This is a genomic window from Sodalis sp. RH20 (assembly GCF_047324205.1).
GTDB lineage: Bacteria > Pseudomonadota > Gammaproteobacteria > Enterobacterales > Enterobacteriaceae > Acerihabitans.
Window position 1 is genome coordinate 4,703,226 of record NZ_CP178733.1, and the last position, 25,246, is coordinate 4,728,471.

The 25,246-nt window shown below is 55.2% G+C and carries 22 protein-coding genes; 8 read left to right on the forward strand and 14 right to left on the reverse strand.

Going from position 1 to position 25,246, the window contains the following annotated elements:
* Positions 1 to 29 precede the first annotated feature (29 nt).
* Positions 30 to 1,718 (forward strand): AsmA family protein, encoded by a 1,689-nt coding sequence (locus ACL2XM_RS21435; protein WP_410012809.1) that lies wholly within the window; start codon positions 30 to 32, stop codon positions 1,716 to 1,718.
* Between the two features lie 39 nt (positions 1,719 to 1,757).
* Here the strand turns inward: ACL2XM_RS21435 and fabY are convergent, their stop codons facing one another.
* The 7 genes from fabY to rbsK all read right to left on the reverse strand — a co-directional run bounded on the left by fabY (position 1,758) and on the right by rbsK (position 8,083).
* A complete protein-coding gene (fabY, locus tag ACL2XM_RS21440; RefSeq protein WP_413731569.1) occupies positions 1,758 to 2,699 on the reverse strand; it encodes a fatty acid biosynthesis protein FabY in 942 nt (313 codons plus the stop codon).
* 32 nt (positions 2,700 to 2,731) lie between these two features.
* Positions 2,732 to 3,169 (reverse strand): D-aminoacyl-tRNA deacylase, encoded by a 438-nt coding sequence (gene dtd / locus ACL2XM_RS21445; RefSeq protein ID WP_410012811.1) that lies wholly within the window; start codon positions 3,167 to 3,169, stop codon positions 2,732 to 2,734.
* On the reverse strand, positions 3,166 to 4,020 hold the full coding sequence (locus ACL2XM_RS21450; RefSeq protein ID WP_410012812.1) for a virulence factor BrkB family protein: 855 nt from the start codon (positions 4,018 to 4,020) through the stop codon (positions 3,166 to 3,168). The genes dtd and ACL2XM_RS21450 overlap by 4 nt, the downstream gene beginning before the upstream one ends.
* 29 nt (positions 4,021 to 4,049) lie before the next feature.
* Positions 4,050 to 4,637: a glucose-1-phosphatase gene (gene yihX, locus ACL2XM_RS21455; RefSeq protein WP_410012813.1), complete on the reverse strand. Its 588-nt coding sequence runs from the start codon at positions 4,635 to 4,637 to the stop codon at positions 4,050 to 4,052.
* 141 nt (positions 4,638 to 4,778) lie between these two features.
* The gene (locus ACL2XM_RS21460; protein WP_410012814.1) at positions 4,779 to 5,798 is read right to left on the reverse strand and encodes an aldose 1-epimerase family protein; all 1,020 of its coding nucleotides are present in this window, start codon (positions 5,796 to 5,798) and stop codon (positions 4,779 to 4,781) included.
* A 16-nt stretch (positions 5,799 to 5,814) separates the two neighbouring features.
* Complete coding sequence (fucP, locus tag ACL2XM_RS21465) at positions 5,815 to 7,152, reverse strand: L-fucose:H+ symporter permease (protein WP_413727437.1); 1,338 nt, start codon at positions 7,150 to 7,152, stop codon at positions 5,815 to 5,817.
* A 4-nt stretch (positions 7,153 to 7,156) separates the two neighbouring features.
* Entirely contained in the window at positions 7,157 to 8,083 is a 927-nt protein-coding gene (rbsK, locus tag ACL2XM_RS21470; protein WP_413731570.1) for a ribokinase, read from the reverse strand.
* A 193-nt stretch (positions 8,084 to 8,276) separates the two neighbouring features.
* Here rbsK and deoC point away from each other — a divergent pair, with 193 nt between their 5' ends.
* Positions 8,277 to 8,954 (forward strand): deoxyribose-phosphate aldolase, encoded by a 678-nt coding sequence (deoC, locus tag ACL2XM_RS21475; RefSeq protein ID WP_413731571.1) that lies wholly within the window; start codon positions 8,277 to 8,279, stop codon positions 8,952 to 8,954.
* Between the two features lie 47 nt (positions 8,955 to 9,001).
* A complete protein-coding gene (gene deoR / locus ACL2XM_RS21480) occupies positions 9,002 to 9,775 on the forward strand; it encodes a DNA-binding transcriptional repressor DeoR (RefSeq protein WP_410012818.1) in 774 nt (257 codons plus the stop codon).
* Positions 9,776 to 9,853: 78 nt separating this feature from the next.
* Here the strand turns inward: deoR and typA are convergent, their stop codons facing one another.
* Positions 9,854 to 11,677, reverse strand: a complete 1,824-nt coding sequence (gene typA / locus ACL2XM_RS21485; RefSeq protein WP_410012819.1) for a translational GTPase TypA — start codon at positions 11,675 to 11,677, stop codon at positions 9,854 to 9,856.
* Positions 11,678 to 12,073: 396 nt separating this feature from the next.
* On the opposite strand from typA, the gene glnA reads away from it, so the two are divergent.
* From glnA to ACL2XM_RS21505, 4 genes are all read left to right on the forward strand, one after another.
* Entirely contained in the window at positions 12,074 to 13,483 is a 1,410-nt protein-coding gene (gene glnA, locus ACL2XM_RS21490) for a glutamate--ammonia ligase (RefSeq protein ID WP_410012820.1), read from the forward strand.
* Positions 13,484 to 13,620: 137 nt separating this feature from the next.
* The gene (gene glnL, locus ACL2XM_RS21495) at positions 13,621 to 14,670 is read left to right on the forward strand and encodes a nitrogen regulation protein NR(II) (protein ID WP_410012821.1); all 1,050 of its coding nucleotides are present in this window, start codon (positions 13,621 to 13,623) and stop codon (positions 14,668 to 14,670) included.
* A 7-nt stretch (positions 14,671 to 14,677) separates the two neighbouring features.
* Entirely contained in the window at positions 14,678 to 16,090 is a 1,413-nt protein-coding gene (gene glnG / locus ACL2XM_RS21500; protein WP_410012822.1) for a nitrogen regulation protein NR(I), read from the forward strand.
* A gap of 131 nt (positions 16,091 to 16,221) precedes the next feature.
* Positions 16,222 to 16,344, forward strand: a complete 123-nt coding sequence (locus ACL2XM_RS21505; RefSeq protein WP_410012823.1) for a YshB family small membrane protein — start codon at positions 16,222 to 16,224, stop codon at positions 16,342 to 16,344.
* Here ACL2XM_RS21505 and hemN read toward each other — a convergent pair whose 3' ends face one another.
* Together hemN and yihI are read right to left on the reverse strand one after the other, a co-directional pair.
* Entirely contained in the window at positions 16,345 to 17,718 is a 1,374-nt protein-coding gene (hemN, locus tag ACL2XM_RS21510) for an oxygen-independent coproporphyrinogen III oxidase (protein WP_413721768.1), read from the reverse strand.
* A gap of 186 nt (positions 17,719 to 17,904) precedes the next feature.
* Positions 17,905 to 18,438 carry a Der GTPase-activating protein YihI gene (gene yihI, locus ACL2XM_RS21515; RefSeq protein WP_410012825.1) on the reverse strand — a complete coding sequence of 178 codons (534 nt, stop codon included), beginning with the start codon at positions 18,436 to 18,438 and terminating at the stop codon, positions 17,905 to 17,907.
* Positions 18,439 to 19,143: 705 nt separating this feature from the next.
* Between yihI and yihA the strand changes: the two genes are divergently transcribed.
* A complete protein-coding gene (gene yihA / locus ACL2XM_RS21520) occupies positions 19,144 to 19,761 on the forward strand; it encodes a ribosome biogenesis GTP-binding protein YihA/YsxC (protein ID WP_413733247.1) in 618 nt (205 codons plus the stop codon).
* Positions 19,762 to 20,039: 278 nt separating this feature from the next.
* Here the strand turns inward: yihA and polA are convergent, their stop codons facing one another.
* The 4 genes from polA to ACL2XM_RS21540 all read right to left on the reverse strand — a co-directional run bounded on the left by polA (position 20,040) and on the right by ACL2XM_RS21540 (position 25,220).
* Positions 20,040 to 22,835 carry a DNA polymerase I gene (gene polA, locus ACL2XM_RS21525; protein WP_410012826.1) on the reverse strand — a complete coding sequence of 932 codons (2,796 nt, stop codon included), beginning with the start codon at positions 22,833 to 22,835 and terminating at the stop codon, positions 20,040 to 20,042.
* 457 nt (positions 22,836 to 23,292) lie between these two features.
* Positions 23,293 to 23,919 carry a thiol:disulfide interchange protein DsbA gene (gene dsbA, locus ACL2XM_RS21530; protein WP_410012827.1) on the reverse strand — a complete coding sequence of 209 codons (627 nt, stop codon included), beginning with the start codon at positions 23,917 to 23,919 and terminating at the stop codon, positions 23,293 to 23,295.
* Between the two features lie 19 nt (positions 23,920 to 23,938).
* Positions 23,939 to 24,925, reverse strand: coding sequence for a serine/threonine protein kinase (locus ACL2XM_RS21535; RefSeq protein ID WP_410016669.1), 987 nt, complete (start codon positions 24,923 to 24,925; stop codon positions 23,939 to 23,941).
* A 25-nt stretch (positions 24,926 to 24,950) separates the two neighbouring features.
* Positions 24,951 to 25,220, reverse strand: a complete 270-nt coding sequence (locus ACL2XM_RS21540) for a YihD family protein (protein WP_410016670.1) — start codon at positions 25,218 to 25,220, stop codon at positions 24,951 to 24,953.
* Positions 25,221 to 25,246 lie beyond the last annotated feature (26 nt).

A 25,246-nucleotide genomic window follows, 5' to 3' on the forward strand; every position in this document is an offset into this window, starting at 1 on the left:
AACCTTTATGACAGCGATGGATTTGAGCAATGAAATTTATTGGGAAACTCTTATTATCAATACTTTTGATAGTGCTATTGATAATTATCCTGATCTACGTGTTGCTGCAAACCACCTGGGGCGCCGGCTGGGTTAGCCGGTTAGTCACCCAGCATACCGGCTACCAATTATCGTTTAATAAGATCACCCACAACTGGTCCGATCCGGGCGACATTTATTTCGACAACATCTCTTTCGGGCAAAAAGAACGCCGGGCTACGCTTGTGGCCAAACGGCTGGTGGCCGGATTCAGCATCCGCCAATTCACCGATCCCTATCACTTCTACCGCATCCAGCTGCAGGACGGCACCCTAAACCTGGACCCCGCCTCGCTGGCATTCCCGCTGCAGGCGGATGTGCTGCAGCTCAATGGCATGGCCATCCAGTCCCCTTACGGCGGCTGGGAGCTGAACGGTCAAAACGTCAATGCCGGCATCACTCCCTGGCAACCGCAGACCGGCTTTCCCTTGGGGCGTAACGCCCGTTTCCAGATCAGCGCCCGTTCCCTCACCCTTAACGGCATCCCGGCGGAAAACGTCCTGGTGCAGGGCGAAATCAATAATAACCAGCTGCGGCTGGATAATCTGGGCGCCGATTTATCCCAGGGGGAATTAACCGGCAATGCGCGGCGCGACGAAGACGGCGCCTGGCAGGTGGATAACCTGCGCCTGAGCAATGTACGCATGCAGACCACGCAAAGCCTGGATGAGTTTCTGCGCCAGCTATCGGAGGTGCCTAAAATCACCATCCATCGCTTCGATTTGATTGATGCGCGTATGGAAGGCAAGAACTGGGCCTTTAGCGATCTTGATTTAACCCTGCGCAATATTACCTTTCAGGATGGCGACTGGTCGTCGGATGACGGTAGCCTGTCGTTTAACGCCAGCGACCTGATTAACGGCGCCGTGCATTTAAACGATCCCATAGCCAATATGACCCTGTCGCCGCAGGGCATCGAAATACGCCAGTTCAGCGGGCGCTGGCAGGGGGGACTGATGCGCACCTCGGGTCGCTGGCTGCGGGACGGCCAGCGTCTTGAATTGGACGAATTCATGGTGGCTGGGCTGGAATATACCTTGCCCGGGCAATGGCTGGACAGTTGGCTGCAACCCCTGCCCTCGTGGCTGGCCGACGTGCAGGTGAACAAATTTACCGCCAACCGCAATCTGCTGATAGATATTAATCCCGCGTTTCCATTTCAAATCACCGCGCTGGACGGCTATGGCAAAAACCTGGTATTGGCGCGGGATCATCAATGGGGCATCTGGTCCGGCAGCCTGACCCTTAACGGCAGCGACGCCACCTTTAACAAAATCGATGTCCGGCGCCCGTCGCTGGCGTTAACCGCCGACCAGGGCAGGATCGCCGTCACCGAACTGAGCGCCTTTGCCGGCGAGGGGCTGTTTGAGGCCACGGCGGTGATCAACCAGCAGGGCGAACGGGGATTTACCCTGAATCTTAACGGACGGGCGGTGCCGTTAAACATACTGCAGCGCTGGGGCTGGCCCGTGGCGCCCTTGCCGGGCAACGGCAATACGCAGCTCACGCTGGCCGGGAAAATGCCCGCCAACGCGCCGTTTAAACCCACCCTGAACGGCAGGCTGCATGCGCTGAACGTACAGGGCCAAACGGTGGATCAAACCATGGTCAACGGAGAACTGGCGCCGGCGGCGCCGTAAACGGCATGACTTGTCCCTCATGCCCACTTTTTGCCCATATTAGCCGGCCTGGGAGCCGCCGCGCTCCAGCGGCTTGTCCGGCGTTGGCGGCAATACCAGGTAAACGCCTTTGAATATGGCGCCTTTATCTTCATTGCCGAACAACTCGACCTCAAGCTGTACCCGCGCCTTGCGTCCGCGCGCCAGGCGATCGAGATCGCCGCTCAGCGAACCCAGATCCGCCACGGCGCAGGGCCGGCCGGTCACCGGGGTGAGATAGCGGATATGGGCATCGGCCAGGATAATAGTGCCGCCCAATTGGCGCTCACGCAGCAATAGCCATATCAGCCCCCAGCCGGTCAGGGTCGCCAGCGAAAACAGGCTGCCGGCGAACAGGGTATGGTGGGGATTCTGGTTCCCGGTTTCAGGCATGGTGGTCATAAACTTCTGGCCGGTGTACTGGCTGATGCGCACGCCCATCTTTTCGCTGAGCGGAATATGCTGGTACCAGGCCTGCTGCAATTGGCCGCACCAGTCCGGCCGGTGCAAAATATCATCCAGGGTCACGATGGGCTTGATCATTAAAAAATGGCGTATCGGCGTGGTGGACGGCACCGTGATTTCGCCCTGGTTGATAAACCCCAGCTTGGCGAAGAAGTCCACCGCGTCCTCGCGCGCGCTGCAGACCACCCGTTTGACCCCTTCCTGGCGCGCCACGGACTCCAGCGTCATGGCCACCAGCGTGCCCAGGCCTTTATCCTGTACCTGAGGGTCGACCGCCAGGAACCGGATGGAGGCTTCATTGTCGGCATTGATGTACAGCCGGCCGATGGCCACCGGCTTGCCGTTTTCGTCGACCACCATCTGGTGATGCGCCGTCGCGTCATAGGCGTCCCTTTCGGAACCTTGCGGCTGATGCAACGGCTTGCGTAGCATTTCCCAGCGGAACTGATAGTAGTCGCTGAGTTCTTGTTCGGTGTGTGGAACGCGCAGGTGATACATGCCATGTTCTCTCTATAAAGGGCTTTAACGTCTTATACCTGAAGCCAGAAGGTCACCGGGCCGTCATTCACCAGCGAGACCTGCATATCAGCGCCGAAGCGGCCGGTCTCGGTCCTGATATCCTTCTTACGGCAGCAGTCGTTAAAATACTCATACAGTTCTTCGGCCAGGGCGGGCGGCGCGGCGTGCGAAAAGCCGGGGCGCAGCCCCTTATCGGTTTGCGCCGCCAGCGTGAACTGGGAAACTACCAGCACGTCGCCGCCGGCCTGGCGGACATTAAGATTCATTTTACCCTGCCCGTCGCCGAAGATGCGGTAGGCCAAAACGCGCTCGCATAACGTTGCCGCCTTTTGCCTGTCGTCATCCCGTTCGACGCCGAGCAGGATCAGCAAACCGGGACCGATGGCGCCCACGCTTAAGCCCCCGATGGCGACATCCGCGCGCAACACCCGTTGTATCAAGGCAATCATCGCGATAACCGCTCCTCTTGCCGCAACCGCCGGTGCTCCGTCAGCGAGGCGGTGATCTCCGCCCCCAGTAATACAATACACCAGCTCCAATAGACCCAAAGAAATAAGATGGGTATCACCGCCAGCACGCCGTAAATCAGCTGATACGATGGGAACATGGTGACATATAAGCCGAAGGCCTTTTTACCCAGTTCGAACAGCGCGCCCGCCACCACCGCGCCGATCAGGGCATCCCGGCCGGGAACGCGCACCGTGGGCACGACGCAATACAATAACCAGAATGAGGCGCAGGAAAGCACCAACGGGAATATCCGCAGCACCAGGGTGACGAATGTCGTGGTGCCGGTATTGTTAAGCCAGGTCAGGGAGATTAAATATGAGCTTATCACCATACTGGCGCCGGTCAGTATCGGCCCCAGCGTCAACACCATCCAGTAAACCGCGAAAGAGAAAATGATCGGCCGCTTGTTTTTGCTGCGCCAGATGGTGTTCAGCACCGTATCGACCGAATAAATCAGCAACAGCGCGGTCACGATAAGCCCGCAGGTTCCCACCGCCGTCATCTGGCTGGTATTAAGGATAAACTGCTCGAGATAGCGCTGGATAACGTCGCCGGTGGCCGGCATGAAGTTATGGAAGATAAACGACTTCAGCTGGACGCTGGCGCCGGAAAAGACCGGAAAAGCGGCGATAAGCGCAAATACGACGGTAACCAGCGGCACCAGCGAAAGCAGGGATACATAGGCCAGATGGCCGGCCAGCACCGTCATCCCGTCATGGTCGATACGTTTATATAACAGGGAACAGAACGAGAAAAAACGGATAAATTTTTTCCGATAAGCAGCTCTCATCGCCACAGCCTCCCCGATGAATACGCCACTTACGCAAAATAAGCGGGTATTACGCCCGGATCCGTTACATGAACCGACTGTAAGCCAATGCTTTGCGCGCCCTTGATATTCTCGGCGTTATCATCGAAGAAAACCGCGTCCTGGGCGCTTACCCCTTCCTGCTCGAGCACGGCGCGATAAATCGCCGGGTCGGGTTTGCGCATGCCCAGGTCCTGCGATAAATAGAGCTTATCCACGCACTGCTGGATCTCGGGATACTGGCTCGGCCAATAGTCGCAGTGCAAACGGTTGGTATTGGACAATATCACTACCCGGTGGCCCTGTTCGCGCAGGCGATGGATGATGTCGATAACCTCGGGACGCACGCCGACGAACACCGCCTGCCAGCCGGCGGTAAACTGCTCAAAACTCAGGGCGATGCCCAATTCATTGCAGATCAGGGCGGCAAACGCCTCATCGGTAATATCGCCCCTTTCGTGCTGCTCGAAAGCATCGCCCATGACGAACTGTTTCTTCAGACGGGCCAGGGGCACACCGCTGAGATTACTCCATACACCCAAAACGCGGTTAAAATCGATATCTATCACGACATTACCTAAATCAAAGATATAAAGCATGGCTCCCTCCCGATCTTTACTCATGTTCCCACTGTAGCGGGAAAAGGGCCAACTGAACAGCCATGAACACGCATTCGGATGCTTTCGCCGGCCGGCCGTTGACCTCAGCCATGCTGATTCGGTTGTGCCGCGTCCTGAAGGCTAACCGGCCAGTCCGGTCTCCACGCTGAATTCCCGCGTCGCGCCCGGCTCCAGCGCAATCAGTGTGCCGGCCCGGCTGGCGGCGATATGGCCTTCGGGACGGCAGGTGGCCGGCAGGATAAACGCCGCCACTTTTTGATCGCCGTTATGGAGTATCCAGCGCGTGGCATGGTTAAACTGCGCCGTATCGAAACGGGTGACAAAGCGCGGCCCCGTCCCCGGCGCCTGCATAACACATTCCACCCGATCGGTATAGGTTGCCAGGTTGTCGGCAAAAAAGACAATTTCCGGATCGTAGAACTGCGGTTGGTCCAGCGCCTTAAGCGCCGACGGATCGCGGGCCAGCCCGGCGGTATATTCCAGCCATTGCGGCGTGGGGTGCACATGGCCTGGAATCGAGGTACGCAGCGCAAACGCCGCGGCAGGAATATTCTGGCTGAAGGTCGCCAGGGGAACATAGGCGTAGTTCATATGGCACATATACTGGAGCGGCATCGGCACGCTGGCCAGATTGGTGACCCGCATGGCGATGGTCATCAGTGTCGCGCCGGCGCCCAGCCTGACCGAGGGCGACGCCAGGTAATGATCACCAAAGCCTTTAACATATTCATAGCCGCCGCCCAGGGTTACGCTGTCGCCATCCACCAGCAGGAAAGCGCTATCCATACGTGCGCAGGGCATTTCGCCATGCAGGGGATGGGTATCTTCCGGCGCCGGGCAGCCGTTGCTCAGCAGGCCGGAGTGGAACGCAAAGCAGCCATAGGTATCCACCACCGACTCGCCCCATTTGGGTTCGCTAAAGGGGTTCTCCATGCGCAGGCTATGGCCGTCGAACTGCGCGTCCCATACCATCTGCCCGTAAAAGGGCAGCAGGGTGATAAACCCCCGGCTATTGCGCAGGGTCACGGCTTCGATACCCGAAGGATAGGTAAATAACGTGACGCTAAGTTCACCATTCTCCACCAGACGAAACGGCTGTCCGGTGAATTGCTGGCGCGTAAGATGAATAACAGCGGCCATAATATCGACTCCTTGCTTAAAGTTGGTTATCCATCATCGATTCCGCGGTCGCGATTCGCGGTTGTTTATTGCGCAGTTCGCCCCAGAAATAGTAACCGACATAGGCAAAGCACAATAATGACACGCCGAACGCCTGTTTCATCGACCCGAGATGATCGGAGACATACCCCTGGATTGCCGGCACCACGGCGGCGCCGACGATGGCCATAACGATCACCGCGCCGGCCACTTCGGTATATTTATTATCCACCGTATCGAGCGTGCCGGCATAAATGGTGGCCCAGCAGGGTCCGAACAGTACGCTGACAAATACCGCGGCATAGACGGCGGTGAAGTTCGGCACCAGCACCACATAGGCCAACGTCGCCACGCCCAGGATAGAATAGGCGATAAGGACTTTTTGCGGGTTAAAGCGCGTCATCAGGAAATTGGCGACAAATTTACCGATAAAAAAACAAATAAAGCTGTAAATCATAAAGTTGGACGCGTCACGCTCATTTACCGCCCCCAGGTTCAGCGCCAAACGGATGGTAAACGACCATACGGCCACCTGCATGCCCACATAGAGAAACTGCGCCGCGATGCCCTTGCGAAAGCGCGCATTGCCGGCAAGATAACGCAGCGTTTCGCCCATGCCGGGCGCGGCGCGGCGGTTTTGCTTATCGGGCTGCGGTTTGCAGTGGGGATACCGGGTGAGCATAAACAGCACCATCACCACCACCAGCACCATAATCAGGTATTTATAGGGTTCCAGGGTCAGTTCCAGCATATTGAGACGGAACTGATGCACCTGCTCCGGCGTCATGGCGGCCATTTGGCTGCTTAAACTGCCGCCTTCCTGAAACACCAGGTATTTCCCCAGCACAATACCCATCAGCGCGCCGATGGGATAAAACGTCTGGCTGATGTTCAGCCGCAGGGTCGCGTAATCGCGATGACCGATCATCGAGCTGTAGGTATTGGCCGCGGTCTCAAGAAAGCTTAAGCCGATGGCGATGGCAAAAATGGCCGCCAGGAACATGGTATAGGTGGCCATATGGGAGGCGGGATAGAACAGTACGCAGCCGATGATATACAGCGACAGGCCGATCATAATGGCCATTTTGTAGCTGCTTTTGCGGATAACCATCGACGCCGGGATGGCAATCAGGAAATAACCGCCGTAAAAGGCGCTTTGCACCAGGGCGCTGGCAAAATCGCTCAATGCGAACACCGTTTTGAACTGGGTGATCAGGATATCGTTAAGGCTGGCGGCGCAGCCCCATAGCGGAAACAGGCAGGACAGCAGGATAAATTGAAACAACGGTGTTTTGTTTAAATAGCCGTCAGGCATTTGTACCGTATTGTGGCGCATGATGTTATTCCTGATGAAGGGTGGCAAGGAAATCATGGAACTGGGAAGCCTCGGCATAGGAACGCTGGGTGCCTTTACCCCGGACGCTGTAGGCGGCATAGGCGGACGCGTAGCGCATGGCCTGTTTGATATCGCCGCGCGCGACAAAATAATGCGCAAAACAGCCGATAAACGCATCGCCGGCGCCGCTGGTATCCACGGCGTCGACCGGTACCGGATCGACCCGGTACACCTCGTTGCCGCTTAGCCACATCGAGCCGCGATGCCCCATGGTAATAATCAGGTTCTTCAATCCTTTGGCCAGCAGCGAACGGCCGGCCAGCAGGATATGCTCCTCGCTGTCCACCGGCATGCCGGTCAGAATTTCCAGCTCTGTCTCGTTAGGCATAAAAAAGTCGCACCGGCAGGCATACGCGATATCCAGTTCCCGGGTGGCGGGCGCCGGATTAAGGATTACGGGAACCTGATGCCGGGCGGCAAAATCAATGGCGTGATAGACGGTGGCGAGCGGAATTTCCAGCTGCAGGATAATCAGCCGGCAGCCCTTGAGCTGTTCCGACGCCCGATCGATGTCCTGCGCGCCGAGGTGATCGTTGGCGCCTTTGATAATCAGGATGCGATTATGTGAATCTGGATCGACAAAAATCGGCGCTACGCCGCTGGATACGCCCGCCACCGTTTCCACATAGCGGGTATCGACCCCATGGCGCACCAGGTTGTTAACGGTATTGTCCGCAAAGAGATCCTCGCCGACTTTACTGACCATCATCACCTCCGCCCCTAGCTTGGCGGCGGCTACCGCCTGATTGGCGCCCTTGCCGCCGCAGCCGATTTCAAAACCGGGGGCTTCCAGCGTTTCCCCGGTTTTAGGCATCTCTTTGATATAGGTGATTAAATCCACCATGTTGGAACCGATAACTGCGATATCCATAATTATTAGCCCTCATATTTTTAACCTTATTCAATGTTATTTTATTAACACTAACAAGACAAAAATGTTAGTAACATGACAATGATCACATCGTTTAATGAAAATTAAATTGCCACATGCCTATTGTAAGAGGCTTCTGTAATGTTATTATTCTCACATTATTATCGTGATAATCCACATAAAGGACATTAACATGACTTCCCCTGAAATCGATTTTGCCCCTTACATCGACCATACCCTGCTGGCGCAGGATGCCACCGAAGCGCAGATCACCACGTTATGCGGCGAGGCTAAACAGTGCGGATTTTATGCGGTCTGCGTCAATTCCGGGTATGTGCCGCTTGCCGCGCGCTTGCTGTGCGACAGCCCGGTAAAGGTCTGCTCGGTGATCGGTTTTCCGTTGGGCGCCAGCCTGACCTCCGCCAAGGCGTTCGAGGCGCAGGCGGCGATTGCGGCGGGTGCGCAGGAAATAGATATGGTGATTAACGTCGGTTGGCTCAAAAGCGGCAATATTGACGCGGTAACCGCCGATATCCGCGCGGTCCGCGAGGTTTGCGCGGCTATTCCGTTGAAGGTAATATTGGAAACCTGTTTGTTGAGTTCACCACAAATTGTCGCGGTTTGCCGGATATGCCGCGAACTGAAGGTGGCGTTTGTGAAAACATCCACCGGCTTCAGCACCGGCGGCGCAAAAGAAGAACATGTCAGGCTGATGCGCGAAACCGTCGGCGGGGAGCTGGGCGTAAAGGCCTCCGGCGCCGTACGCGATCGCCAGACCGCCACCGCCATGATCCTGGCCGGCGCCACCCGAATCGGCACCAGTTCAGGTGTCGCGATCGTATCGGGCAAGGCGTCCGCCAGCGACTATTAATTTCTGAGAACCCGGCGGAAATCGGGTCTGATAACGCAGGATGTCATATGGAAACGCGGCGCGAAGAAAGGATTAATAAACTGATACTCGCCCTGAAGCGGGAAGATAAGCTTCATTTGAAAGATGCCGCCGTCCTGCTGGGCGTCTCGGAGATGACCATCCGCCGCGATCTCAGCGCCGAACCCGCGCAGGTCGTACTGCTGGGCGGTTACGTGGTTAACGATCCGCGCAATAATAACGTTACCCACTATTTTGTTTCGGATCAAAAAGCCAAGCACGTTGAGGAAAAAACCCTTACCGGCCGCCTGGCGGCGGCGCTGATCGAGCCGGACGACACGGTTTTTTTCGACTGCGGCACCACCACCCCGTTTATCATCGATGCGATTGACGATGACCTGGCGTTTACCGCCGTCTGCTATTCCCTGAATACTTTCCTGGCGTTACAAGATCATCCTAATTGCAAAGTTATCTTATGCGGCGGCGAGTTCCATCCCGCCAACTGCATCTTTACGCCGCTGACCCAATATTCCATCCTGGATAATATCCGCCCCGATAAAGCGTTTATCTCCGCGGCGGGTATTGATATAGGTTTCGGCGCCACCTGCTTTAACTTTGACGAACTCACCATGAAGCATCGCGCGTTGTCCATGTCGCAGCAGGCAATCCTGGTGGCCGATCACAGTAAATTCGACAACATCAAACCCGCCTTTATCGGTGCTTTATCCTTGTTCCATACCCTGATAACCGATCAATCGCCGCCGCCGAAATTTCATGAGTATTGCCAACAGCATGACATCAGGCTGCTTTATCGCCGGGAATAGCTGAACCGTGGGCAAAAAAATGCCGGGCTGCTTACGCAGACCGGCATTGTTACGTTATCGCCGCCTGGGCCGACGGGTTTAAGCTTCTTTACCCGAACGGTTAGCGCGTTTACGGTCATTTTCGGTCAAATGACGTTTACGTAAACGCACGGACAGCGGTGTCACTTCCACCAGTTCATCATCATCGATAAACTCCAGGGCCTGTTCCAGCGACATCTTGATCGGTGTCACCAGCGTCGTGGCCTCATCGGTGCCGGAAGCACGCATGTTGGTCAGTTTTTTACCTGTCAGGCAGTTTACCGTCAGGTCGTTGGAACGGGTGTGAATGCCGATAATCTGGCCTTCGTACACTTCCGCGCCGTGGCCCAGGAACAAACGGCCGCGATCCTGCAGGCTGTACAAGGCATAGGCTACCGCTTTGCCCTGGCCGTTGGAAATCATCACGCCGTTCTGGCGTTGGCCGATTTCACCCGGACGGACATCGTCATAATGACTGAACGACGAATACAGCAGGCCGGTGCCGGACGTCATGGTTAAAAAGTCGGTACGAAAACCAATCAAGCCGCGGCTGGGGATGATGTAATCAAGACGGATGCGTCCTTTGCCATCCGGCAGCATATCGCGCATTTCACCTTTACGGATGCCCATGGCTTCCATAACCGGGCCCTGGTTCTGTTCTTCGATATCCAGGGTAACCTGTTCGAACGGCTCTTGTTTCTTGCCGTCGACGGTACGATAGATAACTTTCGGGCGCGATACGGCGATTTCAAAACCTTCACGCCGCATGTTTTCGATCAGCACCGACAAATGCAGCTCGCCGCGGCCCGAGACCAGGAAGGTGTCCGGATCGACGGTTTCTTCCACGCGCAGGGCCACGTTGTGCACCAGCTCTTTGTTCAGGCGCTCAAGGATCTGGCGGGAGGTGACGTATTTGCCTTCCTTGCCGCAGAACGGCGAGGTGTTGACGCCGAACGACATGGAAACGGTAGGTTCGTCCACCGTCAGCGGCGGCAACGCTTCGACCAGGGCCTGATCGCAAATGGTATCGGAGATATTCAGCTCGCCAAGGCCGGTAACGGCGATGATATCACCCGCTTCCGCCAGCTTGGACTCGATGCGCAGCAGGCCCATATGGCCCAGCACCTGGCCCACTTTGCCGTTGCGACGCTTACCTTCATGGTCGATGATGGTAACAGACTGGTTCGGTTTAACCGAGCCGCGTTTGATGCGGCCGATACCGATGACGCCAACATAGCTGTTGTAGTCAAGCTGCGAAATCTGCATCTGGAACGCGCCGTCGCTGTCGACGTTCGGCGCTTCGACGTTCTTGACGATGGATTCAAACAGCGGGGTCATGTCGCTGGCCATGTTCTCGTGCTCATAGCCCGCAACACCGTTTAACGCGGAGGCATATATGATCGGAAAATCCAGTTGCTCATCGGTTGCGCCGAGGTTGACAAATAAATCAAACACCTGGTCCACTACCCAATCAGGGCGGGCGCCGGGACGGTCGACTTTATTGATGACCACAATGGGTTTGAGACCGTAAGCAAAGGCTTTCTGGGTCACGAACCGGGTTTGCGGCATGGGTCCGTCCATGGCGTCGACCAGCAGCAATACCGAGTCAACCATGGACATCACGCGCTCAACCTCGCCGCCGAAATCGGCATGTCCGGGGGTATCAACGATGTTGATACGGTAGTCGTGCCAGTTAATAGCGGTATTTTTAGCGAGGATGGTAATCCCGCGCTCTTTCTCCAAATCGTTGGAGTCCATGACGCGCTCGGTGGCGTCGTTGCGGTCACCCAATGTTCCGGATTGTTGCAACAGCTTATCGACCAGGGTAGTTTTACCATGGTCGACGTGCGCGATGATGGCGATGTTACGCAAATTTTCGATCACAACTTTGCCTCAGGCATTAGAAATAGCGCGTTATTGTACACGTAATAAGCGAGGGACTAAACAAGATCGCGACGATCTCTGCATTTGCGTCATTTTTGACGCTTCGTCATCCCTTTCTCAGTGCATTATTTCACCTCGCCCCATTTATTGCACCAAAATAGTGCCCACTTACTGCCCAAATGCACTAATATAGCGCTATCCCACCAATCTGGTGCAGGCGGACTTTGGTTAATAAGGCCGGAAACGCGGCCCTTCTCATCATTTTGGCAATGTTGGCACACTTTTAGCTACTGTTTATACCAGTCCAGTTTAGCCTAGCCCAGCTAAGTTAAATAAAATTCGATCCATACGATTTCGTTCCACGACGACAATGGCACATCCGGGAGAATACAAGTTATGTCCGCTGAACACGTTTTGACGATGCTTAACGAGCACGAAGTAAAATTCGTCGACCTGCGTTTCACTGATACGAAAGGTAAAGAACAGCACGTCACTATACCAGCCCATCAGGTAGATGCCGACTTCTTTGAAGATGGAAAAATGTTTGACGGCTCCTCCATTGGCGGCTGGAAAGGCATTAACGAGTCCGACATGGTGCTGATGCCCGATGCCAGCACGGCGATGCTCGACCCCTTCTATGAAGAAACCACCCTGATTATCCGTTGCGACATCCTTGAGCCTGCCACCATGCAAGGCTACGATCGCGACCCGCGTTCCATCGCCAAACGCGCCGAAGAGTTTCTGAAAACCTCCGGCATTGCCGATACCGTGCTGTTTGGGCCGGAACCTGAATTTTTCCTGTTTGACGATATCCGCTTTGGTTCGTCCATTTCCGGTTCCCATGTCGCTATTGACGACGTTGAAGCCGCATGGAATACCGATAAAGTTTACGAAGGCGGCAATAAAGGCCATCGTCCCGGCATCAAAGGCGGTTATTTCCCGGTTCCCCCGGTGGATTCATCACAGGATCTGCGTTCCGCCATGTGTTTGACCCTGGAAGAAATGGGCCTGGTGGTTGAAGCTCATCACCATGAAGTCGCCACCGCCGGCCAGAACGAAATCGCCACCCGCTTCAACAGCCTGACGAAAAAAGCCGACGAGATCCAAATTTATAAATATGTCGTGCATAACGTTGCCCATGCCTTCGGCAAAACGGCGACCTTTATGCCGAAACCGATGTTCGGCGATAACGGCTCGGGCATGCACTGCCATATGTCGTTGACCAAAGACGGCAATAACCTGTTCTCCGGCGACAAGTACGGCGGCCTGTCCGAAACCGCCTTGTTCTACATTGGCGGCGTCATCAAACATGCCAAGGCCATCAACGCCCTGACCAACCCGACCACCAACTCCTACAAGCGTCTGGTCCCGGGATATGAAGCGCCGGTTATGCTGGCCTACTCCGCCCGCAACCGCTCAGCCTCCATCCGTATCCCGGTGGTCGCCAGCCCGAAAGCCCGTCGTATCGAAGTGCGCTTCCCGGACCCGGCCGCCAACCCATACCTGGCGTTTGCCGCCCTGCTGATGGCCGGTCTGGACGGGGTTATCAACAAAATCCATCCTGGCGATGCCATGGACAAAAACCTCTACGATCTGCCGCCGGAAGAAGCGAAAGAAATCCCACAGGTGGCCGGTTCGCTGGAAGAAGCCCTTAAGGCGCTGGACGCGGATCGCGAGTTCCTGACCCGTGGCGGTGTTTTCACCGACGACTCCATCGACGCCTATATCACTTTACGCACGGAAGAAGTAGACCGTATTCGCATGACGCCGCATCCGGTGGAATTCGAGCTGTATTACAGCGTATAACTTGACGTTTTTTTGTTGCCGTGGAAACTTTCAGCCCATCTTCGGATGGGCTTTTTTCTCCAGCAAAGCTTGCGCGCAGCCATGCGCATGACGACATAACGGACTAAATGCACTGGTAGAGTGCGGGAGACTGCTTTATGGCTACAGGCTCATTGCCCGATGCTGGGCAGATCCTTAATTCCCTGATCAACAGCATATTGCTGCTGGATAATGACCTTGCCGTTCATTACGCCAATCCGGCGGCGCAACAACTTTTAGCGCAAAGCTCGCGCAAGCTTTTTGGCACGCCGTTGCCTGAGCTGCTGGGCTATTTTTCGCTCAACGTCGAACTGATGCGCGAAAGCCTTAACGCCGGCCAGGGGTTTACCGATAACGAGGTCACGTTGGTGGTTGACGGGCGGGCGCATATCCTTTCCCTTACCGTGCAACGCCTGCCCGAGGATTTTTTCCTGATGGAGCTGGCGCCGATGGATAATCAGCGCCGCCTCAGCCAGGAACAGATTCAGCATGCCCAGCAGGTGGCGGCACGGGATCTGGTGCGCGGCCTGGCCCATGAAATCAAAAACCCGCTGGGCGGTCTGCGCGGCGCGGCGCAACTGCTGGCCAAAGCATTGCCCGATCCCTCGCTGCTGGAATACACCAAGGTGATCATTGAACAGGCCGACCGCCTGCGCAACCTGGTCGACCGATTGCTCGGGCCGCAGCAGCCCGGCATGCACGTTACGCAAAGCATTCACCAGGTGGCCGAGCGGGTTTTCCAACTGGTCTCGCTGGAAAAGCCGGATAACGTCACTCTCCTGCGGGATTACGATCCCAGCCTGCCTGAACTGGCTCACGATCCCGATCAAATGGAACAGGTATTGCTGAATATTACCCGTAATTCGCTGCAGGCGCTGGGTGAAGACGGTGGCACGATCACGATACGCACCCGTACCGCGTTCCAGTTAACGTTGCACGGCGTTCGTTATCGTTTGGTAGCGCGAATTGATATAGAAGACGACGGCCCGGGCGTACCGGCGCAATTACAGGATACGCTGTTCTACCCCATGGTCAGCGGCCGTGAGGGCGGGACCGGTTTAGGGTTATCCATTGCCCGCAGTCTTATCGATCAAAATTCGGGTAAAATTGAATTCAACAGTTGGCCGGGGCATACCGAATTTTCGGTGTTCCTGCCTATTCGCCAGTGAGGTCACTATGCAACGAGGGATAGTCTGGATCGTCGACGACGATAGCTCCATCCGCTGGGTGCTTGAACGCGCCCTCACTGGAGCCGGACTGACTTGCGCCACTTTTGAAGGCGGCAATGAAGTGCTGGAAGCGCTCTCCACCCAAACTCCGGACGTATTGTTATCAGATATCCGCATGCCAGGCATGGACGGCCTGGCATTACTTAAACAGATTAAACAGCGCCATCCGATGCTGCCGGTCATCATCATGACCGCACACTCCGATTTGGACGCCGCGGTCAGCGCTTACCAGCAGGGCGCGTTTGATTACCTGCCCAAGCCGTTCGATATCGATGAGGCGGTGGCGCTGGTTGAGCGCGCGGTCAGCCACTATCTGGAACAGCAGCAGCCGGCGCGCGCGCAGCCGCCTAATGGCCCGACTACCGATATCATTGGCGAGGCGCCGGCCATGCAGGACGTCTTCCGCATTATCGGACGCCTGTCCCGCTCCTCCATCAGCGTCTTGATTAACGGTGAATCCGGTACCGGTAAGGAACTGGTTGCCCATGCCCTGCACCGCCATAGCCCGCGCGCCAAGGCATCGTTCATCGCGCTGAATATGGCGGCAATCCCGAAGGATTTGATTGAATCGGAACTGTTCGGCCATGAGAAAGGCGCCTTTACCGGCGCCAATCAGGTACGCCAGGGACGTTTTGAGCAAGCGGACGGCGGTACCCTGTTCCTGGACGAAATCGGCGATATGCCGCTGGATGTCCAGACCCGCCTGCTGCGCGTATTGGCGGACGGCCAGTTTTACCGGGTCGGCGGTTATGCGCCGGTCAAAGTCGACGTCAGGATTATCGCCGCCACCCATCAGAATCTGGAGGTACGGGTGCAAGAGGGCAAATTCCGCGAGGATTTGTTCCATCGCCTGAACGTTATCCGGGTGCATTTACCGCCGCTGCGGGAACGGCGGGAGGATATTCCCCGCCTGGCGCGCTATTTCCTGCAGGTGGCGGCCAAGGAGCTGGGCGTTGAACCGAAAAACCTGCATCCGGAAACCGAAACCGCGCTGACCCGCCTGCCATGGCAAGGCAATGTCCGTCAGTTGGAAAATACCTGCCGCTGGCTAACCGTCATGGCCGCCGGCCAGGAAGTGTTGATCCAGGATCTGCCGCCGGAATTATTTGAAAGCACGGCACCGGACGCCACGGTTCAATCATTGCCGGACAGTTGGGCCACCCTGCTGGCGCAATGGGCGGACCGCGCCCTGCGTTCCGGTCACCAGAACCTGCTTTCCGAAGCCCAGCCGGAGATGGAAAGAACCCTGCTGACCACCGCCCTGCGCCACACCCAAGGTCATAAACAGGAAGCGGCCAGGCTGCTGGGCTGGGGCCGCAATACCCTGACGCGTAAGCTAAAAGAGCTGGGCATGGAATAAAAGTCCAGGTTTTATAACCTGGCGGAATAGCGGCGTAGAAAAAAGCAAAATAACGTGCAAAACGGCGTTATTTTGCCCTTTACATCCCGATTGCAGACAGTATGATCTTGTCGCTGACCGGGAGGAAGACCATGTTAGATTCATTAATCAATTTGCTGTCCCAGGGCGCGGATATGACCGCCGCGGTGGGCCATGCACCGCAAACCGCGCTGGCCGCCATCCTTTGCGCCGCGCTGCTTAACTTTTTCAGCTGATCAAATCACCCGCGAGAACTGGTGCTGGCGCGATTTAGTGCGCAGGTAAGCGTCAAAGCACATGCAAATGTTGCGGATCAGCAGGCGACCTTTGGCCGTGACCGTAATCGCTCGGTCGGCCACAGCCACCAGCCCGTCGCGCTCCAGGGGCCGCAGCAGGGCGATGTCATCGGCGAAATACTCGTTAAAAACGATGCCATAGCGGCTTTCCAGCACATTAAAATCGATATAAAACTGACAAATCAACGCCTTGATCACATCACGCCGCAGACAGTCGTCTTCCGACAGCGCCACGCCGCGCCATAAGCCGTTGCCCTGGCGCGCAACGCTTGCCACGTAGCTTTTCATCTCTTTCTGGTTCTGCGCATAACTATCCCCGATCATACTTATCGCCGAGATACCCAGCCCCAACAAATCACAGTCGCCCTGGGTGGTATAGCCCTGGAAATTGCGATGCAGCTTGCCGGCGCGCTGCGCCAGGGCTAATTCGTCGTCGGGGCGCGCAAAGTGATCCATGCCGATAAACTGGTAGCCCGCGTCGCATAGCGCAGCAATGGAATACTGTAAAATGTCCATTTTCTGCGCGGCATCGGGTAAATCAGCGGTGTTGATTTTTCGCTGGGCGGCAAACAGCGCCGGCATATGCGCATAATTGAATACGCTCAGGCGCTGGGGGTTAAGCGCTATCACCCGTTCCAGGGTGTGCCGGAAGCTTGCCAGCGTTTGGCGCGGCAACCCGTAAATCAGGTCGATATTGGTGGAAAGGAAACCCAGCGCCTTGGCGCGGCCGATCAGGTCGAAAATCAGCTGCTCGTCCTGCTCACGGTTAACCAGCCGCTGGACCTCAGGGTTAAAATCCTGCACACCCATGCTGATGCGGTTAAACCCTTCGCCATGCAGATGATCCATCATGTCCAGCGCGATATCGCGCGGGTCGATTTCAATGGACATTTCCGCGCCGGGGGCAAAGCGGAATTGCGCGCGCACCACCGCCACCAGGCGCGATATTTGCGCCGGCGACAAAAAGGTAGGCGTGCCGCCGCCCCAGTGCATCTGGGTAACCAGCCGGTCCTGGAACAACGGCGCCCGGCGCCGGATTTCCTGCTCGAGCACATCCAGGTAACGATCGACTTTTTCCGGCTGGCGGGTCACGATTTTATTACAGCCGCAGAAGTAACAGATCTTATGGCAAAAAGGCAGATGCAGATACAGCGACAGCGGCCGGGCGGGATAGCGCGCCACCGCCTGGAGGAAAGCCGGCTCGCCATACCCTTCGCTAAACTCCAGGGCAGTGGGGTAGGACGTGTAGCGCGGCCCGGATTGGTTATATTTTTGAATGAGGGCCGAATCCCATTCTATCGCTGGCACTGACATGGCTGCTTACTCCTTACCAAATTTACGCCGTCCCCGCCGTTTTACGGGCGCGGCCGGTTTTCGCCTGGCGACCCGGGCCAAACGTAACCGTTCTTTACGTCGCGAGAGCCGCCATAGTTTACTCAATAACCACACTAAATAACATGTCAACGGCGTCGCGATCAGCAGCAGCAGCGGGTTCAAAGATTAAAAGGAATCTTTCTGGCCGCGCTTGAGCAATTGCAGCATATCTTCATTTTTGGCGTCGTCGTCTTCATCATCTTCGATCTCAATGCCCAGTTGGGTCATCAGCTCATCGATGCGATCCAGCGTCTTATCCACATAGGCCTGTTCGGGCGCCGACAGTTCTTTGCCTTGCTCCAAACGTTGCAATAATTCATCCAGGCGTTCGTCGTTTTCCAGATTCTCCAGCTCCACTTCCGGCAGGATAGCGGTGGTGACGGGAATAACGATGTCCGGCGCCACCGGTTTTTTTACCGTGGGGCCGTCGGCGAGAAGCGGCACGGGTTTTTTGCTGCCGATGCGGCGATCGGGGGCGTGCGCCTGAGTATTACGGCTCCCGCTTTTATTACCTTCCTGCGCCCGCGAGCCGGAAGCCAGGCCGCGCCGTTTTTTCTGACGCTGGCGGGCGCGCCCTTCGGTATTCAACTCTTCGCGGCTTTTGCGCTTGTTCTTGGCGACGACGGGTTTACCGCGCCCGCCTTTTGCTGATGGATTCATGTTGTCTGCTCTGTCGTAAGTGTCATTAAGTATGGAATTGCGGCGAAATCTATCAGAAACCCTGCCAATAAAAAAGGTGGCAGTTAATCTGCCACCATAAAGTAAAGGTGCTTCGCGAGAAAAACAGTCCCCACGGCAATGAACCTGACGGTCCACATCCTGTGTATCGGGTCGTCGCTGCGATGATGTTTTATTCTACGCTATACGAAGCGGATTGGTTAGGGTGTATTCCCTTACGCGCTCATCCTGAGCAGAATTCATCCCTGGGAAAGGTAGGAAAAGGGCTTTGTGCCGGGCTAAAGCGGAGCACTGGGCCAAGTATGGCGCTTTGCGCGCTGCAAAGTGCCACTTTCAGGCGCTCCATGCCTTGTCTGCTAATGTAGCCTAATGAGCTTTACCCGCAATACGCTCCGCGCGCGCCAACGGGCTCTTGTTAACGCGATGATTATTTAACGTTATGATTTATAATTAATTAATTCTAATTTAAACGAGAATGCTTAGTGAGTAGCGAGCCGATCTCTTACAAAGACAAAATGCCGATTACTCACGTGAACCGGCCTGGTTGTTCACATCAGGCCATAACAATGGCGGCGGCGCGGTTGCGGATAAAGATAAAAACCGCTTTTTAGCGTTTACCCCGTATAATTGGCGGCAATAAGTCATCCCGAGGGAGAGGAAAATTTGATCACCTCATACAACTACCATATGGCGCATTTTGTCATGAGCGCTCCCGATATCCGCCATTTGCCCGCGGATACCGGCATCGAAGTCGCGTTTGCCGGGCGCTCCAACGCCGGCAAGTCCAGCGCCCTGAATACCCTGACCAATCAAAAAAGCCTGGCCAGGACCAGTAAAACGCCCGGACGCACACAGCTCATCAATCTGTTCGAGGTCGAGCCGGAAATACGCCTGGTGGATCTGCCGGGCTATGGCTACGCCGAAGTGCCTGAAGAAATGAAACGTAAGTGGCAGCGCGCCCTGGGCGAATACCTGCAAAAACGTCATAGTTTAAAAGGGTTGGTGGTACTGATGGATATCCGCCATCCGATGAAAGACCTGGATCAGCAAATGGTGCAGTGGGCCGTTGGGGTGGATATCCCGGTCCTGGTGCTGCTGACCAAATCCGATAAACTGGCTTCCGGCGCGTGCAAAGCCCAGTTGAACCTGGTGCGGGAAGCCGCGGCGGCTTTTGAGGGAGATATACAGGTGGAAGCGTTTTCGTCGCTGAAAAAAACCGGCGTCGACAAGCTGCGCCTTAAGCTGGACACCTGGTTCAGTGAAACCCCGCCGGCGACGGATGAAGAACCGCCGTATACGGAATAACCCGCGGCGCCGGTATGGCGCACAATAAAAAACGCCCCAGCCAATAATGACTGGGGCGGCTAATATTTAGCCAAATCCGATTACGTGAAGTAAAAGGTCTGAAAGATAGAACATCTTACCTCTGTACCCTACATCTGTAACTTTACATCAAATTATCGCTGTGCAAAAGAATTTTTTGTAGTTTAATTTCACTTTTTTGGTGTTCCCAGCGCCATAATCCCAGCCCAAATCACCTTTTTATGTAGCTTAATTACGAAAAATGCTTAGTGTATCGCCACTTAGTGCGCTTGATCCCAATTTTCCCCCATACCCACATCGACCCGCAACGGCACATCCAGGGCGAAACAGCCTTCCATCAGGGATTTGATGCGCGGCGTGGCCGACTCCACGGCGTCACGCCGCACCTCGAACACCAGTTCATCGTGGACCTGCATAATCATGCGCACCTCCGGCCGGTCTTTTTGCAGCCAGGCGTCAATGGCGATCATCGCGCGTTTGATGATATCGGCGGCGGTGCCCTGCATGGGGGCGTTTATCGCCGCGCGCTCGGCGGCTTTTTTGCGCGTCCCGTTACGGGAATGGATATCGGGCAGATACAGCCGGCGGCCGTCGAGGGTGGACACATAGCCCTGCTCCTCTGCCTGCCTGCGGGTACGCTCCATATATTCCAGCACGCCCGGATACCGCTCGAAGTAAAGGTTCATATAGCGCTGCGCCTCCGCGCGGCCAACCGAAAGCTGGCGCGCCAGACCAAACGCGCTCATGCCGTAAATCAGGCCGAAGTTAATCGCCTTGGCGCTGCGGCGCTGCTCATTAGACACCTTCTCAAGCGCCAGGCCGAAGACTTCGGCGGCGGTGGCCCGATGTATATCCTTGCCCTCGGCGAAGGCCTTGAGCAGGCCCTGGTCGCGCGAGAGATGCGCCATGATGCGCAGTTCGATTTGCGAATAGTCCGCCGCCACGATAACGGCATCTTTCGGCGCGATAAATGCCTGCCTGATCCGCCGTCCTTCCTCATTGCGCACCGGGATATTTTGCAGGTTCGGATCGGTTGAGGACAGCCGGCCGGTGGCGGTAACCGCCTGCTGATAAGACGTATGCACGCGTTTTGAGTGCGGGTTAATCATCAGCGGCAATTTATCGGTATAGGTCGATTTCAGCTTGGCCAGGCCGCGATATTCGAGAAGAAGCTTCGGCAGCGGGTAATCCAGCGCCAGCTCCGCCAGCACCTCCTCGTTGGTCGACGGCGCGCCGCCCGGCGTTTTTTTCAGGATCGGCAGTTTCTGCTTATCATATAAAATCGCCTGCAACTGCTTGGTGGAGGAGAGATTAAAGGCTTCCCCCGCCAGTTCATGCGCCTCGGTTTCCAGCTCGCCCAACCGTTTCGTCAGCTCAACCGAATGTGCAGCCAGGATCTTCTCGTCGATCAATACCCCGGTACGCTCAATGCGCGACAGCACCGGCACCAGCGGCATTTCGATTTCCTCGAAGACCTTTTTCAGGCCGTCCTCGCGCTCAATCTGCGGCCAGAGTTTTTCATGCAGCCGCAGCGTCACGTCCACATCCTCAGCGGCATAGGGTCCCGCCTGCTCCAGAGCGATTTGATTGAAGGTCAGCTGGTTTTTGCCTTTGCCGGCAATGTCTTCAAAGGTCACCGTGGTGTGTTTCAGGAAACGATCGGCCATGCTATCCATATCATGACGGCCCGACACGCTGTTAAGCACATAGGATTCAAGCATGGTGTCAAAGGCGATGCCGGCCAGTTCGATATCATAACGTTGCAACACGCCGCGATCGAATTTCAGGTTCTGGCCGATTTTGCGAATGGCCGGGTCTTCAAGCACCGGTTTCAGCAGCCTGAGCACGTCGTCGCGATTTAGCTGGTCCGGCGCGTCGAGATAATCGTGGCCCACCGGCAAATAAGCGGCGTCGCCGGGGACAATGGCGAAAGAAAGCCCGATCAGGTTGGCGCTCAGGGTATCCAGACTGTCGGTTTCGGTATCGAAGGTGAACTGCCCCGCCTGTTTTATCCGCTCTATCCAGCTGTTGAGGTCCGCCAGCGCGTAGATGACCTGGTAACCCTCCTGGGAAAGCTGCACCGCCTCCTCAACATCCTCATCGGCCTGGGCCGGCGGGGCATTAAACGGGGTGCGCGCGACGGGAGCCGAGCTGATGCGGCCTTGCAGCCATTTGCCCGCTTCCAAATCCGCCAGCCAGCGTTTGAATTCGTATTTCTTGAACAGCAGCAGCAATGCCGCCGCGTCGGGTTCGGTCACGATGAGCTTATCGAAAGGCAAATCAAGCGGCACATCGGTCTTAATCGTCGCCAATTGATAAGATAAATACGCCAGCTCTTTATTTTGTTCCAGCTTTGGCGCCAACGTCTTGGCGCCGCGAAATGGCAACCCGCCCACGCTTGCCAGGTCGCTGTAAATATTATCCAGGCTACCCAGTCCCTGCAGCAGCGCCTGGGCGGTTTTCTCGCCTACGCCCGGCACACCCGGAATGTTATCCGAACTGTCGCCCATTAACGCCAGGTAATCAATTATCAGTTCCGGTGGAACACCGAATTTTTCCCGCACTTCCTCCGGCCCGAGAATGGTGTTGGACATAGTATTGATAAGCGTAATCGTCGGCGATACCAGCTGCGCCATATCTTTATCGCCGGTGCTGATCAGAACTTCGCGGCCGGTACGCGCCGCCTCGAGCGCCAGCGTGCCAATCACATCGTCCGCCTCGACGCCGGATACCGCCAGCAAGGGTAATCCCATCGCCTTGACCATGCTGTGCAGCGGCTCGATTTGGCTGCGCAAATCATCCGGCATCGAGGGGCGGTGAGCTTTGTAGTGTTCGAACAATTCGTCGCGAAAAGTTTTACCCTTGGCGTCGAACACCACCGCCACATGACTGGGCTTATACTGCGTGAGCAGGCTTTTCAGCATATTCAACACGCCGTACATGGCGCCGGTCGGTTCTCCCGCGCTATTGGTTAACGGCGGAAAGGCGTGGTAGGCACGATAGAGATAGGAGGAACCATCAACCAGGATTAACGGATTGTCTGCAATATGAGCCATAGCGTAATTCGATCTTTTTAGTCAGCCATCATAGGGGGTAGCATGCCACAGCTGGCCGCCTGAGACGAATGTTTGCGTAGCAAAAGGACGATAAAAAAACTGGCGATTGGACTTGATCCGCGCGATCGTGCTGTGGATAACTTTGTGAGTAAAAAAAACCGCTAATATGTTTATATCTTTAATAACGTTGAGATTTACAAAAAAACCTTTCTTTATCAGTGCGTTATGGGTATTTTTTCACTAATCCCATATTTATCAGTAGCATTTCGCGTTTGTGGATATAACCCGCCGCTTAAAGTCCTGCATAAAATGATAAGCGCTTTTGGCTAAAAAAGGATATACACAAAACCTCCAGACCGACAGGCGCAACGCGGGAAATAACTTAGTGAGGCAGGTTAATCAATTGCATAAAAAACGCCGGACATGGCCGGCGTTTTGAAGTAATACATTAAAGTATTTAATTCTGCGTTAGCAGGAATTTTACCACGTCGGCAAATTGTTTGACGTAGACATCCTTTGACGACATATCCAGACCATCGTTCTTGACCATATATTTGCCATTCACGAACATGGCTGGAACACCGCGTAATTGCAAATCGGACGCGGCTTTTTCCTGCTGTACCACCAGGGATTTGACCACAAAGCTATTCCAGGCGCCGTCATATTCCTCGCCGCTCACACCGGCCTGGATAAAGACATTACGCAGATCGGCGGGTGTTTGCACCGTCTGAGTTTTTTGAATACCGTCAAACAACAGCGGACTGACTTTGTCCTCCACGCCCAACGCCATGGCAACGGCCCAGGCCTGGGTAACCTGCTTGCCCATATCGCCGCCCAGGAAATCCACATGATATTTGATCATTTTGGTTCCTGCGGGCAAAGCCTGTTTTACGGTACTGGAAACATGGAAGTTTTGTTCAAATTCATAGCAGTGCGGGCAATAAAACGAGAAAAATTCCAATACCTGCGGCTCACCGGTCGCTGGCTTATCAAGTTGGATATATTGCTGCCCTTCGGTAAATTGCGCGGCCGAAACGCTAAACGCCAACGCGAGCCCCATAAGCGCCAACCAAATCTTCTTCATTAAGTTATTCTCCAAATGTTTAATACGTAGGCATAAGCTGTAAAGGTGGTTCATGCAATAGCTTCACCTGCTCTGTAAAGATGAGTGTTTGCTGTGACCAGAACTCAGCTTCCACCATCCAGGGGAAACTATAGGGAAATGCGGGATCGCCCCACCGCCGACTAATCCAGGCCAGGTAATAGATCATCCGCATCGCGCGTAATGGTTCTATCAACGCCAATTCGCGCGGATTAAAATCCATGAATTCACTATAAGCCTCAAGCAAAAGCGACAGCTGATATTGCTGTTCGATACGATCGCCATTAAGCAGCATCCAAAGATCCTGAACCGCGGGTCCGTTTCTGGCATCATCCAGGTCAACAAACATCGGACCGTCCCGCCACATAATATTACCCGCATGCAGATCGCCATGCAGACGCAGCGGACGCCATTGCGTCGTCCAACATAACTTAACTTCGGCTATTAGGGTGTCAACGGATTGTAAAAAAGCGGTTTTTTGTTTGCCCGCGATAAGCGTGCTGCGTTCAAATTCACGCCTTGGCTCATACAGATACTCATCCAGGCCGATAGTCGGACGGGTAGTGAAGCATTTATCGCCGTTATTGCGATGGATACGTCCGATAAAACGCCCCACCCATTCAAGCTGTTCGTCATTATCCTGTTCAAATTGCCTGCCGCCGACGCTTGGAAATACGGCAAAATGAAAGCCTTCATGCTGCAAAAGCGTGGATCCATTGATAAGCATCGGCGGCACCACCGGGATTTCCGCCTCGTTCAATCCCAATGAAAGCTCATGTTCCTCAAGGATCTGCTCAACCGACCAGCGCTCAGGTCGATAAAATTTCACCACGTAGCGTTTTCTGTCTTCATCCAGGAATTGGTAAACGCGGTTTTCGTAGCTATTGAGGGCGGTAAGCCCAGAATCTATGCGTAAACCGACGTTTTCCAGGGCATCCATTATAAGCTCCGGCATCAACGTCTTGAAATTAAATGCGGTTATATTCATAAAACGCTCATTTCGTCGCCCTTGCCTAGTCTTTAATGATGCCGCGCGCCCGCAGAATCGCGGTTTTGAAATCCTCTTCATAATCCTTTTGCAGACCCGGGATAGCTTGCGTTTTGTCGGCACCGCGCATTTTTAAGTGATAAATTAACGTATCATCCGACAAAGCGGTTAAATCACCGTCATAACCGGCCTCTTGCGCCAATTTATGCAGGAATTGCAGCAAATTCAAATCCGGCTCTTTTTGCCATGCCGGATGCAGCAGTTCGATAAGCTCATTAAGGCGGTGATATTTCATAACGCAATCCCTCTCTATAGGTCCCA

What these genes read in the sequence shown, in the direction of transcription:
- ACL2XM_RS21460 (WP_410012814.1), bottom strand. Translation starts at nt 5,798, where the DNA reads ATGGCCGCTGTTATTCATCTTACGCGCCAGCAATTCACCGGACAGCCG.
- deoC (WP_413731571.1), top strand. Translation starts at nt 8,277, where the DNA reads ATGACTTCCCCTGAAATCGATTTTGCCCCTTACATCGACCATACCCTG.
- fabY (WP_413731569.1), bottom strand. Translation starts at nt 2,699, where the DNA reads ATGTATCACCTGCGCGTTCCACACACCGAACAAGAACTCAGCGACTAC.
- polA (WP_410012826.1), bottom strand. Translation starts at nt 22,835, where the DNA reads ATGGCTCATATTGCAGACAATCCGTTAATCCTGGTTGATGGTTCCTCC.
- ACL2XM_RS21535 (WP_410016669.1), bottom strand. Translation starts at nt 24,925, where the DNA reads ATGAATATAACCGCATTTAATTTCAAGACGTTGATGCCGGAGCTTATA.
- yihI (WP_410012825.1), bottom strand. Translation starts at nt 18,438, where the DNA reads ATGAATCCATCAGCAAAAGGCGGGCGCGGTAAACCCGTCGTCGCCAAG.
- yihA (WP_413733247.1), top strand. Translation starts at nt 19,144, where the DNA reads ATGGCGCATTTTGTCATGAGCGCTCCCGATATCCGCCATTTGCCCGCG.
- fucP (WP_413727437.1), bottom strand. Translation starts at nt 7,152, where the DNA reads ATGCGCCACAATACGGTACAAATGCCTGACGGCTATTTAAACAAAACA.
- glnL (WP_410012821.1), top strand. Translation starts at nt 13,621, where the DNA reads ATGGCTACAGGCTCATTGCCCGATGCTGGGCAGATCCTTAATTCCCTG.
- deoR (WP_410012818.1), top strand. Translation starts at nt 9,002, where the DNA reads ATGGAAACGCGGCGCGAAGAAAGGATTAATAAACTGATACTCGCCCTG.
- dsbA (WP_410012827.1), bottom strand. Translation starts at nt 23,919, where the DNA reads ATGAAGAAGATTTGGTTGGCGCTTATGGGGCTCGCGTTGGCGTTTAGC.
- ACL2XM_RS21450 (WP_410012812.1), bottom strand. Translation starts at nt 4,020, where the DNA reads ATGAGAGCTGCTTATCGGAAAAAATTTATCCGTTTTTTCTCGTTCTGT.
- glnA (WP_410012820.1), top strand. Translation starts at nt 12,074, where the DNA reads ATGTCCGCTGAACACGTTTTGACGATGCTTAACGAGCACGAAGTAAAA.
- ACL2XM_RS21540 (WP_410016670.1), bottom strand. Translation starts at nt 25,220, where the DNA reads ATGAAATATCACCGCCTTAATGAGCTTATCGAACTGCTGCATCCGGCA.
- dtd (WP_410012811.1), bottom strand. Translation starts at nt 3,169, where the DNA reads ATGATTGCCTTGATACAACGGGTGTTGCGCGCGGATGTCGCCATCGGG.
- glnG (WP_410012822.1), top strand. Translation starts at nt 14,678, where the DNA reads ATGCAACGAGGGATAGTCTGGATCGTCGACGACGATAGCTCCATCCGC.
- rbsK (WP_413731570.1), bottom strand. Translation starts at nt 8,083, where the DNA reads ATGGATATCGCAGTTATCGGTTCCAACATGGTGGATTTAATCACCTAT.
- ACL2XM_RS21505 (WP_410012823.1), top strand. Translation starts at nt 16,222, where the DNA reads ATGTTAGATTCATTAATCAATTTGCTGTCCCAGGGCGCGGATATGACC.
- yihX (WP_410012813.1), bottom strand. Translation starts at nt 4,637, where the DNA reads ATGCTTTATATCTTTGATTTAGGTAATGTCGTGATAGATATCGATTTT.
- hemN (WP_413721768.1), bottom strand. Translation starts at nt 17,718, where the DNA reads ATGTCAGTGCCAGCGATAGAATGGGATTCGGCCCTCATTCAAAAATAT.
- ACL2XM_RS21435 (WP_410012809.1), top strand. Translation starts at nt 30, where the DNA reads ATGAAATTTATTGGGAAACTCTTATTATCAATACTTTTGATAGTGCTA.